Genomic DNA, 16,376 nt, shown 5'->3' with positions numbered 1-16,376 from the left:
ATGGTTAGTAGAACCAATCGGACTCATGCCAGCAGTTGTCCCCCACCTATCTTCTTCACTTTTCTCTAAATCTTGAGGTGAGGGTCTTACTTAGCGTGCCCAGAATCGCAGGGGCATGCCTTGCGATACGATTCAAACGAGTTTCTACTATATATATAGAAAAAAATAAGCGCAGAGCTGCCGTATGCTCTGCGCTTATTTTAACCGTAAACTTATATATTGAACTAATACCCCTTAGTTGAAAGTTACTTTACGCCCATCCCCCAACGAACGTAACACTTTCTTATATATACGACAAAAGTGGATCCTACTTTTGCGAGACCAATTGCTTTTCTGGTTCTTTTGTAGGTTTTTCTATCTTTCGCTCTTCGTTTTCATGTACTGCTCGGTGCGTAGCACGCTTTAAACAAATATGCTTCCACTTTCGTTCGTAACGTTTCATTACTCTGGATGTCCTCCCCTTAGTTGCCGTAAAACTTAAATTGAAATCGCTTACAGGAAATAATATAGCACATTTAGGAAGATGTGACAACACATTTTCGACATTTTTTTGTCAATATTACACAAAATAAAAAACATCCTAACTAGACGGTTTCTTTTTCCCCTCTTGCTGGAATAAATAATACGTATTTCATTCATTGTGATATGTTACAGAGATGAAAAAGAACAAATTTGTTCTATGACAACCCCTTCTTTTTGTAACAATTGTATGATGATTTTTCGTAAAATAGGGCTATAATTTGTGAAAAATAACACAAACTACTTATAATTAAATAACTATTTTGGAAATAAATTAATAAAATACTCAACGGAAGTAATCCTTTCATAACACTATTGTAATACTACTGAAACACGATTAACCCCCTTAAAATATTTACTCACCTCTCCTAAATCCTGCAACATGTAATGAAGTCCCGTAAAACTCAATAAAAAAGCGGTTTGTTTATGTATTTTTTTATATTACAAAGTATTAATGAAGTGTTACGAATGGTTTGTAATTGTGTGATTTCCCATTTTCGCTGAAAACCTGTTGCTATAATGAGGACACGAAAACAAAAGCATAGGAGGCTATTCATGAAAAAGTTACTTGGTATAGCAACAGCAGCAGTTTTTGGTCTTGGGATTTTCACTTCTTCTGCACAAGCAGAAACAGTTGTTAACGCAGACGTTCTAAACGTACGAGAAAACCCAACTATTGAATCAAAAGTTGTAGGTAAAGTATTAGATGGTTATAAATTAGATGTTAAAAATACAGAAAACGGTTGGCTAAAAGTGAACCTAAATGGTAAAGAAGGATTCGTAAGCTCCGAGTTTACGAAAAACATCTATTATGTAACAGCAAACGTATTAAATGTACGTGCTGATGCAAACACAAACTCAGAAATTCTGGGTACATTAAAGAAAGATGATGTCATTCAAACGACACATCAAGTTCAAAACGGTTGGTTACAATTTGAATATAACGGAAAGACAGCTTATGTAAATGTTCCTTATTTAACAGGTACTGCACCTGTTGTGACAGCACAAGAACAAGCACCTGCTCCTGCAAAAGCACAACCAGCTCAAGCTCAAGCAACGCAGACTGCTACACAAACAAAGGCTGCACCAACAAAAGCTGCACCAGCTGGCGGCCGTGAACTAACAGTTGAAGCAACTGCTTACACAGCTGACCCAAGCGAAAATGGCGGCACACATGGCGGTCATGTATTAACTGCAATGGGGCATGACCTAACAGCAAATCCAAACATGAAAATGGTTGCTGTTGACCCGAAAGTGATTCCACTTGGATCAAAGATCTGGGTAGAAGGATACGGAGAAGCAATTGCTGGTGATACTGGCGGTGCAATTAAAGGAAACCGTATCGACGTCCTAGTCGGCTCTGATGCCGCTGCAAACCAATGGGGACGCAAACATGTAAAAGTGAAAATTTTAGACTAAATGCTATTGCTATAAAAAAAACAAAGCCAGCTCTCATCAGTTGAGAGCTGGCTTTTATTTTGCTTATAATAAAGTGAAACTTCCTTCTGGGAGCGTTTTTTTCCCAGAAGGTTAGTTGAACCAATCGGGCTCTTACGGGCAGTTATCCCCCATCTATCTTCTTTGCTTTCTCTTACTCTTGAGGTGGGATATTACTGCCCGTTAGTGCGGGATAGAAGAAAAGGAGGCATCTATATGAATATAAACGCAAAAGTTGACTGGATTGGCACACCTACTCCGTATATATATAAAGACGATGTCACATACGATGCGACTGCAATTGATTTTTCATTAGAGCATGACGATAACCGTTATAGACTAATCGTATTACAACAAGATGAGGACGTGCAGTATAAAATTATACAATATGGCGTCAAACCTGGTGGACAAAAACCATTTCCGATTGATACCGGCCACCACTTCAAAAATAAAACCATTCCTTTAATCGAAATGATTTTGCAAGATCCTTACGTACAAAGCGTATTACAACAAAAGACTACCTCTTTTTAAAAGAGATAGTCTTTTTTGCATGAATTCTTTGTTTCTGGTGCGACTGTAATAATATGCTCATTACTAAAGTCTTTAAATTTCACAGATCCACCACCATAACGAATGTGATATTTTACCATAATTTTCAAATTTTTTGAGATTAAACTTGTTTTTTTCTATTTTTATACTCATTGTGTTTATAATGTAGAAGAAGGAAATTTTTTGCGCGGAGGAACGTTATGCTGCAACATTCAATTACGAAAGATGAGATTATGGAAATCGCCAATGAATTTTTGAAAGGACTGGATCCACAGCAAGCATCTGACAAAGAACAAGTTTCAGATGCACTTCAGCTCTACCGTAGCGGCCTCGTGTATAACGTTGATTTTGATGGATACACATTATCGGGGACAGTTGAAAACGATGGAAATATTTTTAGTGTAAACATCCCTATTCGAAACGTGTCGGAAAGTTATTGCGACTGCTTTTCACCGACGCAATGTAAACACATGCTCGCTGTATTGCTCTATGCAGCCGCAAGCTTTGGGAAAGTGGGAGACATTCTAACTTTATTTAAAAATAAAAGTAAACCTACTCTCCCGCCTATTCGCACAGCACGGCAAATGTTGCAAACAACATCTTTTAAAGATACAGATTACAAAAGCTGGCTTGCCTATTTTGAATCTGAATACGATACATTCGCAAAAGAACACAAGCGCCTATCATACAAACAAATGTATTTTCTGATGAACATTTTCATGGATTTTTATATGAAAATTGAACGAAAAGCACCGCGCATTGTTGCTGTTCACGAACTGTTTAGACTGAGTGCAGCTCTCTTTTCTTTTCAAAAGCTGCTTGAGGAAATACAAATATTTGAAGAAGATGAACTCTATTCCTATCATAAACCAATCAATATTGTACGGCTCTTTGTTGATAAAATAGAAAGCATTGTAAGGGATTTTAAAGCTGAGCCGCTTCCAGATGTACTTACGCCATTTTTGCAGCACACTGCCGAAGTGCTACATACAATCTTCTTCTCGTCCTCTTCCTATACACAAGAGCGATTTTTTATTTATCGCCACATATGGGGAGAGCTTTTCACAGAGCAAGCTTGGATACAAGAAGAGGAACTGCGGATTGCAACAAAGGTTCATCCCTTATCAAAAGCACTTGCATCCGCTCACCTTCTCTTTCTACAGAAAAAGGATGCAGAAGCAATGGATGTACTAAGAGCACAGCCACCACAAGTTGTTGGACTTTACTTTGACTGGTTGGAAGATTTATTAAGTTCCATGCAGTGGGAGCGAGCAGAACAATGGCTATCATTCACTTACAAACGAGTGAAAGAAACGATAACTGCCGAGCACGATTCATACTTTGTGAAAGATGTTGTCCGTTTATTTATGATGATGTATGAAACATATGCCACGCATACGAACGAACAAGCTGGCTATGAAATGGTTCTTCAAGAATTATTGCCATATAGTTTTGTAAGCTACGAGCAATATGTGCTCGCTAAAAAGCAATATCACACATGGACAGAGCTTCATTTACTATATGGATTTGAAGCAATTGAATTGTTAAAAGAACCGTTAAAAGAAATTGAAAAAGAAGCGCCAGAAGCTGCTCTTCCGCTCTATCATTATGCCGCAATGCAAGCCATTGAAGAAAAGAATCGAAAATCATATCGCAGAGCTATTCGCTACTTAAAAAAATTGAGAACACTTTACAAAAGGCTCAAACGGACAGACGAATGGGATTACTTCATTATAATGATTGCCTCCTCTCACTCACGGCTGCGGGCATTGCAAGAAGAACTGCGGAAAGGAAAGTTGATCCATGACAACACAAATTGACATTACCATTCGGCTCGAACGAATGAAAGAAAACTGGTTTCTTTGGGCAGAGGATGAAACAGGAAGCAGTTTGCCTCTAAGCAGTTGGAAACAACATGCGTTCACATGGCACTCCACTTCTTTCTACGGAACATTTTTGCAAGAAGGAACATATGAACAGCGAAGCGGTATCATTTTGAGCGCTACTCAAGCATTTGAATATATCGCCAAAAAGCCGGTGAATTCATTTACAAAGCTGCAAACAAGCGCAAACATTACTGAACTCAAGCCAGCCGCTCAGCAGGCTTGGGAGGCTTACACAACAGGAAACTTTCTTCCAGACATCAAACACTGGGGCCAGTATCCATCCTGGAAAACCGCTCATGAAGAGGAAATGGATGAAACGATGCAAAAGCTGTTTTCAGAAGCGATTAATGAAACACTTCGGCATCATACTCGCTCTGACGATGCATGGGAGGATGCGAAGCGCTTATATGAGCATTATGACTTCACGAAACGGCAACTTGAGACAGCCATTCATGAAAACGATTGGCTACGTAAAATTGGCTATATCGAGGATGATCTACCATTTGCAATTGGGCTTCGATTACAAGAACCAGAGAATGATTTTGAAGCATGGAAGCTTGAAACCATACTAACACCAAAACGCGGCAATCAGCGAATATCCGTATATACAGGCACCGATTCGCTGTCAAAAAGGTGGATAAACCATGAAGAACGTATTATCGAAACGCAAGAAGGTTTCGGCAAACTCGTACCTTGGTTAATGGAAGAGGATGTATTTCGGAGCGAATTATACGAAACGGAAGCATGGCGCTTTTTAACAGAAGCCAGCAATGAATTGCTAGCGGCCGGTGTTGATATTTTACTGCCATCATGGTGGCAAAACTTAAAAGCAAATAAACCAAAGCTGCGCGTCCAAGTGAAACATAATGCGAAAACAGGGCAGGCATTCTTTGGAATGAATACGCTCGTAGATTTTGACTGGCGCATTTCTACAAACGGCATCGATTTATCAGAGGCCGAGTTTCTTGCGCTCATTGAACAAAACAGACGTCTTATTCACATAAATGGACAATGGATGAGACTTGATCCAGCATTTATCGAAGAAGTGAAGAAGCTGATGAAGAAAGCAGACAAGTACGGCCTTGAAATGAAAGACGTCGTGCAGCAGCGGTTACTACGAAGTGCAGAAACTGAAGTAGTCGAAGAAGAAAATCCTTTTGCAGATATGGAATTTGAATTCGATGATTATTACGATAAACTGTTTGAAAGATTGCTGCACATTGGAGAAATTCCACCTGCCAAGGTGCCGGCTTCCTTACAAGCAACATTAAGACCATACCAGCAGCAAGGTGTCGAGTGGCTCCTCTACTTACGAGAGCTAGGATTTGGCGCGTTGCTAGCCGATGATATGGGACTCGGCAAAAGCATTCAAACCATTACTTACTTACTATACACAAAACAACACAACCTAAAAACAGGCCCGGCGCTTATTGTAGCGCCTACATCAGTCCTTGGTAACTGGCAAAAAGAATTTGAGCGTTTTGCACCGAGCTTACAAGTAAAGCTCCATTACGGCGGCAACCGGGCAAAGGGAGAAGACTTGCCTGTCTTCCTGCAAGATGCCGATGTGATTCTTACATCCTATGCGCTAGCACAGCTTGATGAAGAAGAGCTAAACACACAGCTGTGGGATGCGATTATTCTCGACGAAGCACAAAATATAAAAAACCCGCATACAAAGCAATCGCGTGCGGTTCGGAATTTACGAGCGAATCATAAGATCGCTTTAACAGGAACACCGATGGAAAATCGTCTATCAGAACTATGGTCTATTTTTGATTTTCTGAATCACGGCTATCTTGGCAGTTTGCCACAGTTCCAGCGCCGCTTCGTGACACCAATTGAAAAAGATCGCGATGAGACAAAGATTCAGCAAGTGCAACGTTTAATCGCACCATTCTTACTGCGCCGTACGAAGCAAGATAAGACAGTTGCCTTGAACTTACCAGATAAACAAGAGCAAAAAGCGTACTGCTCGTTAACGGCAGAGCAAGCATCGCTCTATGAACAACTCGTTCAAGATACATTGAAGAATGTAGAAGGATTAACGGGGATTGAGCGCCGCGGATTTATTTTGCTCATGTTAAATAAACTAAAACAAATTTGTAATCATCCTGCTCTCTATTTAAAAGAAGACACACCAGCAAACTTAATTGAGCGTTCTATGAAAACAGAAACATTATTAGAACTCGTGGAAAACATACGCGACCAGCAAGAAAGCTGTTTAATTTTCACGCAATATATTCGAATGGGGAATATGCTACAAACATTGTTAGAAGGGCATTTTGGAGAGCGCGTCATCTTCTTAAACGGCAGTGTGCCGAAGAAAGAACGCGATAAAATGATTGAGCAGTTCCAAAGCGGACAACACGGTATTTTTCTTCTCTCTCTAAAAGCAGGAGGAACAGGCCTGAACTTAACCGCAGCCAACCATGTTATTCATTACGACCGCTGGTGGAACCCTGCCGTTGAAAACCAAGCAACAGACCGTGCTTATCGAATCGGTCAAAAGCGGTTTGTTCATGTGCATAAACTCATTACAACAGGAACACTTGAGGAAAAAATTGATGAAATGCTAGAGCGGAAACAATCGCTCAATAATGCGATTATTACAAGTGAAAATTGGATCACAGAGCTATCAACAAACGAGCTGAAAGAATTACTAGGTGTATCCGTCAATTAGACAATAATAAAAAAGTACACATGCCACGGCCTCTCCCAACATTCTACCTGGGAGAGGCCGTGAAATTTTTCTTAGAATCGCTCCTGATTATACAATGCAATATAGCGTAATACATACGTTGTCAAAACAGTTTCCTCGCCTAGAATGACTCCTTTTTATATCTAATTGTTCTAGTTGTTTCACATAACTTTTAGATATCCATTGGAACCCTTGTTCAGAACGTAAACAGGTTTGCGATGGTCGTTTCATTCCCTTTAATTGTTCTAATATAGAAAGCACAAGATTTAAATTATTTTATAACTTACTTGGCATGCTCCCTATTTCATTCAACCCTTGATTTTGAACGTTAGATAACATTTTTCTCTTCATCTATAGAACTATGAGCAGTTTTACGTTTAGATACAAAATAAGAAATAATAACCAGAATAGTAATCATCATGGTTAAGAAAAACTGTGAACGCATAGAATCAATGAATGCCATGGCAATCAGAATAACGACCATAGCAATAATCGTTACGTATGTTAAGTAAGGAAATAGCCACATTTTTAGCTTCATTGCTTCTGGATTTTCTTTTTCCAACTTTCTTCGCATACGTAAATGCGAAACAGCAATAGCAAGATAAACAAGTAACGCAATAGCTCCAGACGCATTCACTAAAAAGAGAAATAATTTATCTGGAGACACAAAATTAAAAATAGAACAGATGTAGGCAAAAAATGTACTTGCTAAAACAGCTCTTACGGGTACACCATTCTTACTTACCTTTAAAAGTGCACGTGGCGCATTCCCATTTTGAGCAAGAGAAAACAGCATACGAGAGTTCGTATATAGAGCTGAATTTAAACAAGAAAGAACTGCGACTAGAACGACGACATTCATAATTTGAGCAGCAGCTGGAATACCAATCATATTAAGCATTGTTACATACGGACTTTCAAGCGACTCAGCGGAATTCCAAGGGAGAAGAATAACCAGTACACTCACTGAACCAATAAAAAAGAGTAGAATACGCCAAACAACACTATTGATTGCTACAACTACTGATTTTTCCGGATTAGATGATTCTCCGGCTGCAATTGCTGCGATCTCCGCACCAAAAAATGAGAAAATAACAGTAATAATACCAACAAAAACGGAACCAAATCCCTTCGGCATAAATCCTCCGTGTTCTGTAAGATTAGACAGCCCTGGTGATTCAACTCCTGGGATAAAACCAAAGATAATTGCTATCCCTATACATATGAATGCAATTATTGCCACAATTTTAATCATCGAAAACCAATATTCAAATTCACCAAACGATTTAACGGAGTAAATGTTTGTAAGCGTTAGCAAAAGGGTTAAAATTAAACTCACTAACCAAATCGGCATAGAAGGAATCCACCCATGAACAATCGCTCCTCCTGCTGTTGCCTCGATAGCAATAACAATTACCCAGAAAAACCAATATAACCATCCAATGGTATAACCTGCCCATGGTCCAATCGCTTGTCGTGCGTAGGTGGAAAAAGAACCGCTGTCTGGATTCACGACTGCCATCTCCCCAAGCATACGCATGAGTAAAACGATGAGCAAACCTGCTATTGCATAAGAGAGAATAGCACCAGGGCCTGTTTCGTGTATAACCGCCCCACTACCTACAAATAAACCTGCCCCGATAATTCCGCCAAGAGAAATCATTGTTACATGCCTTGATTTTAGCTGCTTCTGTAGTTTGTTCTGCTGTTGCTCCATTACTTTTATCGCCCCCAAATACTTATTCAACCTACTTGATGCAATTTTTATGCCAATTTTCAGTAAATTTAGAATACCTTACAACTACTGCATCCTATCATTATCGTTTTGACATTTTTCGTATTTTCGAAGTGTAAAATTAAGTCATATTAGCATTAATCAAGTCAATTGTGACTTATATTCTTTTGGGTACCGGACCTTAATCCTATTTTGACAGATTACTATCGTCAGCTGGCCAAAATATTAGCGTGCTATCCCCTATAAAAAGTCCAACGGGTCAGTAATTGAAAATAAAAAATCCCCCTAGATAAACAATAGAAAAGAGCCCATCATACCAGATGGACTCTTTTTTACTGTCTACCTAAAGGGGAAGGATTTAGCTCCTTTTTCTTTTCCAATAGAAACTGCTTATTAAAATCCCCGTGAAACCACCGCACGTATCTAATACAGAATCCTGCCACATCGGTGTACGGTCACCCGTAAAGGATTGATGAATTTCATCTATTCCCGCATAGGCAGCGACGAGTAGCAGCGCCAACTGGAAAGCTTCCTTTCTCCTAAATCCATATTGAAATAACGCGATATACAACAGTGCACCAAGAATACCAAACACAGTAAAATGAGCACCTTTACGAACAAAAAATTCGATAAAACCGCCTACCCCTTTGTTGGCAATGCTAACAGGTGTACCGCCTCCGTAATCAATGGATACCCATGAGAAATGTTCTTTCACCCACTCATCATTCACATGTTTTGTGATATCCGAACGCATATCTTGCTTCGTATACGGCTGAGAAGAAGAATAAAAAATGACTCCTATCCATAATAAAACGGGAATCCAGAATAACCACTTACGATTCATATTTGAAACTCCTTGTCCTATTTCTTTCAAGCGTACCAAAAAAAAGAAAAAAATTCACGCCAAAAGTATGACCTTACCTCCTATATATATGACGAAAAGGAGGTGAAAAACATGGCAATTCAAACGATTGTATCTGATATGAGCTTACGTCTTGTCCTAAACGGCGGTACAGACAAAAACGGTAAAGCCATCATGAAAAACAAACAATTTAAAAATGTAAAAACAAATGCAGACTTAAACAAAGTGCACGAAGTCGCAACTGCAATTGCATCTTTACAGCAGCATAAGCTTGATGCAGTTCAACTTGTAAGCACAACTGACGTATCTAATCAATAACAAAAGGAGGTTATAACAGATGGAAGTACTAGAACTCGTTTTCTTAAAAGAAGACGGTAAAACGACAACTTTTTCTATCGAGAATCCGATTACACCTGTAAACGAACAAATCGTAACTAGTGTCATGGATACAATTGTATCCTCTGATATTTTTCTCGCACTTGGGCAATCTGCGCGTAAAAAAGGAGCAAGGATCGTCGAAAAGACTATTTCTGAAGTAAACATCAACGCATAGTTAAAAAGAAAGAGGAGTTACCGCTTGGGCTACTCCTCTTTCTTTTTTGGCATGTCAATTGGTATAAAGATATTTGAAATACCAACTGAAACATATTTATAGTTTTCTTTCCCTATCGTAAACTCTGTTGTATATGTCGAAAAGAAAATATAATCATTACGCTTCGTATAGTGATCAATCAGTACGCCCACTTGTGGCTCTACATATTTCTTCGCTAGTTTCTTCCCCATTGTAGCTAACTCACCAAAAAGTCCTTCTTGGTCTTCTTTCTCTACTTCCGTTAATTTCTTATGAATATCATTGCGCGTCATCAACTGCTTCGCTGCCCAGTCCGTATATTCTCCTTTGCTCGGATTACTATTAGCTAAATATACGAGAAGCACTAGAGACAAAGCGAGGAGCACATATTTCCATTTCATATTTTTCACCGCCTATCTATTCTATTTTCATTTATATGGAATTTCATTGCAAATTAGACAACCTGAATGATAGAAATATCTTACAAATCCAATATTTAACATAAATTTACAAATATTTTAAATTATTTTTATATTATAGTTTTATAATTGAAAATATAATTCATAATAACAATATATAAGGAGGTTTTTACATTGACTGAATTAGCTGATCGGTATGAAATTTCAGCTCATACAATGTCACTGGAACCGTACGCTCATTCATTTTACCAGACAAAAATTTTGGACACACGAGGAACCTTCTTCTCAGCAAAAACACCATTACAGCTCATTCAGGAAAGTTGTCTTCTGAGAAACTACTCTACCTATGAAGGAAAACGATTAGCCATTCAAAAATGCTGTCATTTTAAACAAAACATTCCAATCCCTATCGATCATCAGCACTACATTTGCGCCATCCCTACAAAGTCACCTTCATCTTGGCCCTGCTCCTGGATATTTTACGCTTATATAGAAAAAGTTGAACGTCATGATTCCCGGCACACAAAAATACATTTCCGTAACGGTAAGGCACAAATTTTCCCGATCAGTTTCTACCAAATGGAACATCAGTGGATAAGAGCTGGCCATATTTTAGCGAAGCTCAATCTTCTAGATCGATACCATGACAAAAGTTAATACATATAGCAAAAGGAGACAACCTCATATGTTGCCTCCTTTTTATCCCGCTATTCGTGTGCAGTAAAATCCCCACTGATGGAAGTTTCACTTTCGTTCATTTTTTTGCTGCGTACACCCGCATTTCTTTCAGTGCTTGCCGATATAGCCAGCGCACTTGATGATAAGTCATGCCTAGCTCAGTTGCAATCTCATGCATTTTCTTTCCCCCGTAGAAATGCTCTAACAAAATAAGCCTTTCTTTCACCCCTAGCATACTCATATATTCAAACACTTCCGTCTGCTTCTCTTTACCGCCTATATTTTCTAATATATTTTGCTCCGTGCAAGTTTCCCGGTCTTGCAAACGGCGCTCCTTCTTTAACTGCGCTAGCAAATAACCGCGCACCGTTACAAGCGCATACGCCGGAAAACTTCCCTTCTCTTCATCGTATTTGTCATAAGCTCGCCAAAGCGCAATGAGTCCGCATTGATAATACTCTTCATAATCACGGTAAATACAAAGCTTCCTCATTTGATTTCTAATCATCCCCTCATACAGTGCTACTGTTTCTGCAAAGGTAACTGGCTTCATGTTTAGTCCATTTCTAAAAGGCATGCCTCTTTGTTATTCCGCGGTACCCTTACCTTATAAAAAAACAGTACAGCTTTCACCGCACTGCATTTCATGATAGACTAGCAGAATTTCAAATTTACCTATACAGCATTTGAAATTCTGCACAGGTAAATTTGAAATTTCATAGCAATTTTATCTTCAGCGCCAATATATCGGCGGAAACTCTCCATATATCGGCGCTTCGACACGATATAAAGTGAAACTTCCATCAGTGACGCTTTTCTCACTGATGGAAAGCTCTTACCAATCAGGCTTTTACGGGCAGTTTTCTTCCCCGCCCTTCTCCAGCCTTTACTGCCCGTTAATGCGGGATAAAGATACTTCGCCAACATACGACAAAAAAACGGCTCTATATGAGCCGTTTCTATAAATATGATCTTATATTATGCTTTTGGGAATAAACCACCAACTGCTCCAAATGCCATTGATAAAATAAAGAAAATAACAACAAGGATCGTTGCTTGTTTCTTGCTTAAGCCTGCTGTAATGTGCAATCCTAATCCTGTTACCACCAATCCCCAAATCGCGAAAACTTCAAATGATTTTGCAATGCCATGTACAACGCCGCCAGTAGAAGCAAATACCGGTCCTAATCCTGTATACATTTCTTGACCATTTCCGCCAAGAATCCATGCTAATCCCATATTAATAATGCCACCAATAACTGTAATAATACTAGAATAAACAGTAATTGCTAATAACTTCTTATAAGACGTATCATTGCTCATAAACATCATAAGTACTTTATACAGAGCTGCACCAATAAAGAATGTAACCATAACGCTAATTAATGCCATTACAAATCCAGTGCCTAATGTGATTGCTATAGGCAGTTCAAAACCAAGCTCTTTATTTTTTGCGACAACTGCAGGGTCTATAGAATATAAATATGTAGCTATAGCCCCGATAAGGCCACCTAATACAGCCATTAAGAAAAACGCGCCCCACACCGGTGCATTACTTCTCATTCTCTCAAACTGCAAACTAGGCGAGGTAATCATCCCAAATAATGAGGGCTTCTCTCCACTTACCTTCTGCGTGTTTACGTTCGATTCCATATGTAAAACCTCCTTTTATTTGATACCCGTTCTAACGGGTGGTTAATCCCTACTTTTTCAAATAGAGATTAACCACCCACAAGAACTGGGTGTTATCCCGCATTAACGGGCAGTAAGACCCCCACCTCAAGATTCAGAGAAAAGCAAAGAAGATGGGTGGGGGATAACTGCCCGTAAAAGCCCGATTAGTTCAACTAACCATCAGTGAGGGATAAAGCCCCCTTCACTGATGGAAGTTTCACTTTATAAAGAAATATACAAAAACCTTCTGTTATTCATAGCGTAGCGCTTCGATTGGATCGAGCTTCGCTGCTTTGTTTGCCGGAATTAATCCGAAAATAATACCGAGTGTCATTGAGAATAAAACGCCTCCAAGTACAACTTGCCACGAAACGAGCGGTGGCCATTTCGCAAAGGCAGAAACAATATAAGCGCCTCCATAACCAAGGCCGATTCCGATAAGACCGCCAAGAAGCGTTAACATCACTGCTTCAATTAAGAATTGAAGCAAGATTTTTCCGCGCGTTGCCCCGAGCGCTTTACGAACACCAATTTCACGCGTACGCTCTGTAACAGATACGAGCATAATATTCATAACGCCAATGCCGCCAACGACTAAAGAAATACCAGCAATACCGCCGATAATCATCGTCATAATACTTGTTACTTTCGAGATGCTTTCTTTCATTTTCTCAAGATCAATGATTTCATATTTACCTGGAATATCATTTGGTTTGCGGTCGTTTAAAACGCCAACTGCTTTTTTCCCTGCCTCTTGTAGTTGATCCACATTTTTCGCTTGCACCGCAATATTTTGAATTTCACTTTTTCCATATAACGTTGGCCAAAGTGAAATCGGAATTAACATTTCCGACATCCCCATGCCCATAAATTCATTATCAGATTTATACACCCCGATAATTTGCAGTGGCTGGCCCTTTAACTCAATAATTTTTCCAACAGGATTTTCTTTCGAATAAAACATATCCTTTGCTTTCGTACTAATCATCGCAACGTTATTACCATGCTCAACGTCACCTTCATTTAAAGAGCGGCCTTCAATCAATTTGATTTTATTGACCGCAAAATATTCACTGTCCAGCCCGATAATATTTGTCATATCCTTTTTATCATTAATATCGAGCGGCTCCATACTCGAATTTGTCGTCACAACATGAGAAATTTCTGGCACTTGTTTCAGTTCCAAAATATCTTCGTCTGTTAATTCAGGACGTTCTCCCATTCCCACCGCAAATGGATCATTGATATCCGCCTGAAATTGAATTGGAATGACATTATTACCTGCACCGGCAAATTGCGACTTCAGCATCGCTTCCCCGCCTTGTCCGATGGCAACGACAGTAATAATAGAACCAACACCGATAATAATCCCTAGCATCGTCAATGCCGAGCGTAATTTATGAGCTAGAATAGAAGAAAGTGCAATTTTCATACTATCTAGTAAACTCATACGGCCCACCTTCTATCTTCTGTAATTCTTCCATCTCTGAGCACAATGCGGCGAGACGAATACGCAGCAACTTCCTCTTCATGTGTAACCATGACAATTGTTGTACCTTCTTTATTAAGCTGAGTGAAAATATTCATAACTTGCTCACCGGATTTCGTGTCGAGCGCACCTGTTGGTTCATCAGCCATAATAAATGTTGGGTTGTTCGCAATTGCACGCGCAATCGCCACGCGCTGCTTTTGCCCGCCTGATAATTCATTTGGCAAGTGATGCACGCGATCTGCTAATCCAACTTTTTCTAACGCCTCTAATGCTCTTTGACGGCGCTCTGCTTTCTTTATACCGCCATAAATAAGCGGCAGCTCCACATTTTCCACCGCCGAAAGACGAGGCAATAAATTAAAATGCTGAAACACAAAGCCGATATATTCATTTCGAATGAGTGCCAATTTTGACTCGTCTGCTGTTAAAATATTCACGTCATTCAACATATATTCGCCTTCTGTTGGACGATCGAGACAACCGATAATATTCATAAGCGTCGATTTCCCCGATCCAGACGGTCCCATAATAGAAACGAACTCACCGCTATCAATCTTCAAACTAATATCATGTAAAATGGGCACAGCTAGGCTCCCTTGATAATACGTTTTATCAATATTGTTTAAGGTAATCATTTTTTCTTCACTTCCATTCCGTCAAACACTTTATCGGAAGGATTTTCAACCACCTTTTGTCCTACTGTTACGCCTTCAAGCACTTCCACCCAATCTCCGTCACTTGAACCTTTCTTCACCATTTGCTTGCGAAGCTTTCCTTTATCTTCTACATACACAAATGCATCATCTTTTTCCTCTACGATACTTTTACGAGGAACTGCAACCATTTTCCTATTCTCTAAATTCACCTGCAGTGATACATGATATCCCGGTGATAATCCATCTTGTGAGTCGAGCGTTGCTTTATATGTATAATAAGACATATTTTGTCCTGCTTCTGCGCCTGTCATAGCTTGTGTATTAACGTCGGCACTTGTTGGATATTCACTTACTTCTGTAATTTTTCCAGTCCACTTTTTCTTCGGTGCTGCTTTTGCTGTCACTGTAACAGTTTGATCTTTTTGAATTTGTGATTTTTGTAACTCCGTTAATGTTCCTTGAACTTGGAACGGATCTTTAGAGGCGATTTGTAAAAATGGCTTTCCTTGGCCACCCATTGCTTGCGTGGAACCTTGCGTTGCATCTTTATCAAGCTTTTGTACGACACCGGCAAAATTACTGTAAACCGTAAGTTCACCTTGTTTTTTCTTCAGCTCTTCCATGTGGAGATTTCCTTTTTCTTTTTCAAGTTCTGCTGTTTTTTGCGCCATTTCGAGTTCACTTAATTGTAATTCTAATGATTCAAGCGCCGCTTTCCCTGCTCCGCTATCTTTCGCTTTTTTAATATCTTGTTCCAATGAATCTATCTTTTTCTGTCCTTGATCATAGCGCATAGACGCCATTTCTTGATCAATTTCTGCTTGCTGCATTTGCAAATTAATTTCTTCATTATCATACGAGAACAGCTTGTCCCCTTTTTTCACTTCTTGCCCTTCTTTTACAGCAATATCTTTCACTTTTCCTTTTGTCATATCTGCATAGAAGCTTTCAATATTCCCTGGTTTCACTTGACCAGAAACTAACTTTGTATTATTCAGCTGACGTTCTGTTACTTCTACAAAATTCACGTTTACTTTTTTGTGTAGCCCCTTATTTTTCATGATAAAAATATTAATAGCAGCAACGATGACAATAAGAGCAATAATTCCTACCACAATCCACTTTTTCTTTTTATTCGGGGTATGAACGGTTTCTGGTAACATTTTTTATCTCCTTCTATTTAGAATTATTTATATA

Annotated in this window: 16 protein-coding genes; 7 read left to right on the top strand and 9 right to left on the bottom strand. The window is 39.2% G+C overall.

The features are described from left to right. Nucleotides 1–307: 307 nt before the first annotated feature. Nucleotides 308–442: a hypothetical protein gene (locus tag ACTDJC_RS06220; protein ID WP_098310962.1), complete on the bottom strand. Its 135-nt coding sequence runs from the start codon at nt 440–442 to the stop codon at nt 308–310. Between the two features lie 632 nt (nt 443–1,074). Between ACTDJC_RS06220 and ACTDJC_RS06215 the strand changes: the two genes are divergently transcribed. From ACTDJC_RS06215 to ACTDJC_RS06200, 4 genes are all read left to right on the top strand, one after another. After that, entirely contained in the window at nt 1,075–1,938 is an 864-nt protein-coding gene (locus ACTDJC_RS06215) for an SH3 domain-containing protein (RefSeq protein WP_440602900.1), read from the top strand. 234 nt (nt 1,939–2,172) lie between these two features. After that, complete coding sequence (locus ACTDJC_RS06210; protein ID WP_440602899.1) at nt 2,173–2,487, top strand: DUF3910 family protein; 315 nt, start codon at nt 2,173–2,175, stop codon at nt 2,485–2,487. A gap of 218 nt (nt 2,488–2,705) precedes the next feature. Continuing rightward, on the top strand, nt 2,706–4,325 hold the full coding sequence (locus ACTDJC_RS06205; RefSeq protein WP_440602898.1) for an SWIM zinc finger family protein: 1,620 nt from the start codon (nt 2,706–2,708) through the stop codon (nt 4,323–4,325). Further along, nucleotides 4,309–7,074 (top strand): DEAD/DEAH box helicase, encoded by a 2,766-nt coding sequence (locus ACTDJC_RS06200; protein WP_440602897.1) that lies wholly within the window; start codon nt 4,309–4,311, stop codon nt 7,072–7,074. Before ACTDJC_RS06205 ends, ACTDJC_RS06200 begins: the two co-directional genes overlap by 17 nt. A 346-nt stretch (nt 7,075–7,420) precedes the next feature. Here the strand turns inward: ACTDJC_RS06200 and gabP are convergent, their stop codons facing one another. Together gabP and ACTDJC_RS06190 are read right to left on the bottom strand one after the other, a co-directional pair. Then, nucleotides 7,421–8,809 carry a GABA permease gene (gabP, locus tag ACTDJC_RS06195; protein ID WP_440602896.1) on the bottom strand — a complete coding sequence of 463 codons (1,389 nt, stop codon included), beginning with the start codon at nt 8,807–8,809 and terminating at the stop codon, nt 7,421–7,423. A gap of 376 nt (nt 8,810–9,185) precedes the next feature. Then, nucleotides 9,186–9,671, bottom strand: coding sequence for a VanZ family protein (locus ACTDJC_RS06190; RefSeq protein ID WP_253630911.1), 486 nt, complete (start codon nt 9,669–9,671; stop codon nt 9,186–9,188). A 111-nt stretch (nt 9,672–9,782) separates the two neighbouring features. Between ACTDJC_RS06190 and ACTDJC_RS06185 the strand changes: the two genes are divergently transcribed. Then, the gene (locus ACTDJC_RS06185; protein WP_098310955.1) at nt 9,783–10,007 is read left to right on the top strand and encodes a DUF1659 domain-containing protein; all 225 of its coding nucleotides are present in this window, start codon (nt 9,783–9,785) and stop codon (nt 10,005–10,007) included. Nucleotides 10,008–10,026: 19 nt separating this feature from the next. Next, complete coding sequence (locus ACTDJC_RS06180) at nt 10,027–10,242, top strand: DUF2922 domain-containing protein (protein WP_098310954.1); 216 nt, start codon at nt 10,027–10,029, stop codon at nt 10,240–10,242. A gap of 29 nt (nt 10,243–10,271) precedes the next feature. On the opposite strand, the gene ACTDJC_RS06175 is transcribed toward ACTDJC_RS06180, so the two are convergent. After that, nucleotides 10,272–10,661: a DUF4359 domain-containing protein gene (locus tag ACTDJC_RS06175; protein ID WP_440602895.1), complete on the bottom strand. Its 390-nt coding sequence runs from the start codon at nt 10,659–10,661 to the stop codon at nt 10,272–10,274. Between the two features lie 192 nt (nt 10,662–10,853). Here ACTDJC_RS06175 and ACTDJC_RS06170 point away from each other — a divergent pair, with 192 nt between their 5' ends. Next, nucleotides 10,854–11,336, top strand: a complete 483-nt coding sequence (locus ACTDJC_RS06170; protein ID WP_253630914.1) for a competence protein ComK — start codon at nt 10,854–10,856, stop codon at nt 11,334–11,336. Nucleotides 11,337–11,433: 97 nt separating this feature from the next. On the opposite strand, the gene ACTDJC_RS06165 is transcribed toward ACTDJC_RS06170, so the two are convergent. The 5 genes from ACTDJC_RS06165 to ACTDJC_RS06145 all read right to left on the bottom strand — a co-directional run bounded on the left by ACTDJC_RS06165 (nt 11,434) and on the right by ACTDJC_RS06145 (nt 16,342). Further along, nucleotides 11,434–11,910: a sigma-70 family RNA polymerase sigma factor gene (locus ACTDJC_RS06165; protein ID WP_440602894.1), complete on the bottom strand. Its 477-nt coding sequence runs from the start codon at nt 11,908–11,910 to the stop codon at nt 11,434–11,436. Nucleotides 11,911–12,335: 425 nt separating this feature from the next. Further along, nucleotides 12,336–13,010, bottom strand: coding sequence for a Yip1 family protein (locus ACTDJC_RS06160; protein WP_440602893.1), 675 nt, complete (start codon nt 13,008–13,010; stop codon nt 12,336–12,338). 271 nt (nt 13,011–13,281) lie between these two features. Beyond that, nucleotides 13,282–14,481: an ABC transporter permease gene (locus ACTDJC_RS06155; protein ID WP_440602892.1), complete on the bottom strand. Its 1,200-nt coding sequence runs from the start codon at nt 14,479–14,481 to the stop codon at nt 13,282–13,284. After that, a complete protein-coding gene (locus ACTDJC_RS06150) occupies nt 14,478–15,158 on the bottom strand; it encodes an ABC transporter ATP-binding protein (protein ID WP_253630918.1) in 681 nt (226 codons plus the stop codon). The genes ACTDJC_RS06155 and ACTDJC_RS06150 overlap by 4 nt, the downstream gene beginning before the upstream one ends. Next, entirely contained in the window at nt 15,155–16,342 is a 1,188-nt protein-coding gene (locus ACTDJC_RS06145; RefSeq protein ID WP_440602891.1) for an efflux RND transporter periplasmic adaptor subunit, read from the bottom strand. Before ACTDJC_RS06145 ends, ACTDJC_RS06150 begins: the two co-directional genes overlap by 4 nt. Nucleotides 16,343–16,376: the final 34 nt, after the last annotated feature.

This window comes from Bacillus sp. GB_SG_008 (assembly GCF_052038115.1).
Classification (GTDB): Bacteria; Bacillota; Bacilli; order Bacillales; family Bacillaceae_G; genus Bacillus_A; species Bacillus_A rhizoplanae.
The sequence above is the reverse complement of the archived record's forward strand: the minus strand, read 5'-3'. Positions and strand labels throughout refer to the sequence as shown.

Excerpts from the sequence above, each read along its gene's own strand:
- ACTDJC_RS06180 (WP_098310954.1), top strand. The coding sequence starts at position 10,027 with ATGGAAGTACTAGAACTCGTTTTCTTAAAAGAAGACGGTAAAACGACA.
- ACTDJC_RS06205 (WP_440602898.1), top strand. The coding sequence starts at position 2,706 with ATGCTGCAACATTCAATTACGAAAGATGAGATTATGGAAATCGCCAAT.
- gabP (WP_440602896.1), bottom strand. The coding sequence starts at position 8,809 with ATGGAGCAACAGCAGAACAAACTACAGAAGCAGCTAAAATCAAGGCAT.
- ACTDJC_RS06220 (WP_098310962.1), bottom strand. The coding sequence starts at position 442 with ATGAAACGTTACGAACGAAAGTGGAAGCATATTTGTTTAAAGCGTGCT.
- ACTDJC_RS06190 (WP_253630911.1), bottom strand. The coding sequence starts at position 9,671 with ATGAATCGTAAGTGGTTATTCTGGATTCCCGTTTTATTATGGATAGGA.
- ACTDJC_RS06215 (WP_440602900.1), top strand. The coding sequence starts at position 1,075 with ATGAAAAAGTTACTTGGTATAGCAACAGCAGCAGTTTTTGGTCTTGGG.
- ACTDJC_RS06145 (WP_440602891.1), bottom strand. The coding sequence starts at position 16,342 with ATGTTACCAGAAACCGTTCATACCCCGAATAAAAAGAAAAAGTGGATT.
- ACTDJC_RS06210 (WP_440602899.1), top strand. The coding sequence starts at position 2,173 with ATGAATATAAACGCAAAAGTTGACTGGATTGGCACACCTACTCCGTAT.
- ACTDJC_RS06160 (WP_440602893.1), bottom strand. The coding sequence starts at position 13,010 with ATGGAATCGAACGTAAACACGCAGAAGGTAAGTGGAGAGAAGCCCTCA.
- ACTDJC_RS06150 (WP_253630918.1), bottom strand. The coding sequence starts at position 15,158 with ATGATTACCTTAAACAATATTGATAAAACGTATTATCAAGGGAGCCTA.
- ACTDJC_RS06165 (WP_440602894.1), bottom strand. The coding sequence starts at position 11,910 with ATGAAGCCAGTTACCTTTGCAGAAACAGTAGCACTGTATGAGGGGATG.
- ACTDJC_RS06200 (WP_440602897.1), top strand. The coding sequence starts at position 4,309 with ATGACAACACAAATTGACATTACCATTCGGCTCGAACGAATGAAAGAA.
- ACTDJC_RS06185 (WP_098310955.1), top strand. The coding sequence starts at position 9,783 with ATGGCAATTCAAACGATTGTATCTGATATGAGCTTACGTCTTGTCCTA.
- ACTDJC_RS06155 (WP_440602892.1), bottom strand. The coding sequence starts at position 14,481 with ATGAGTTTACTAGATAGTATGAAAATTGCACTTTCTTCTATTCTAGCT.
- ACTDJC_RS06175 (WP_440602895.1), bottom strand. The coding sequence starts at position 10,661 with ATGAAATGGAAATATGTGCTCCTCGCTTTGTCTCTAGTGCTTCTCGTA.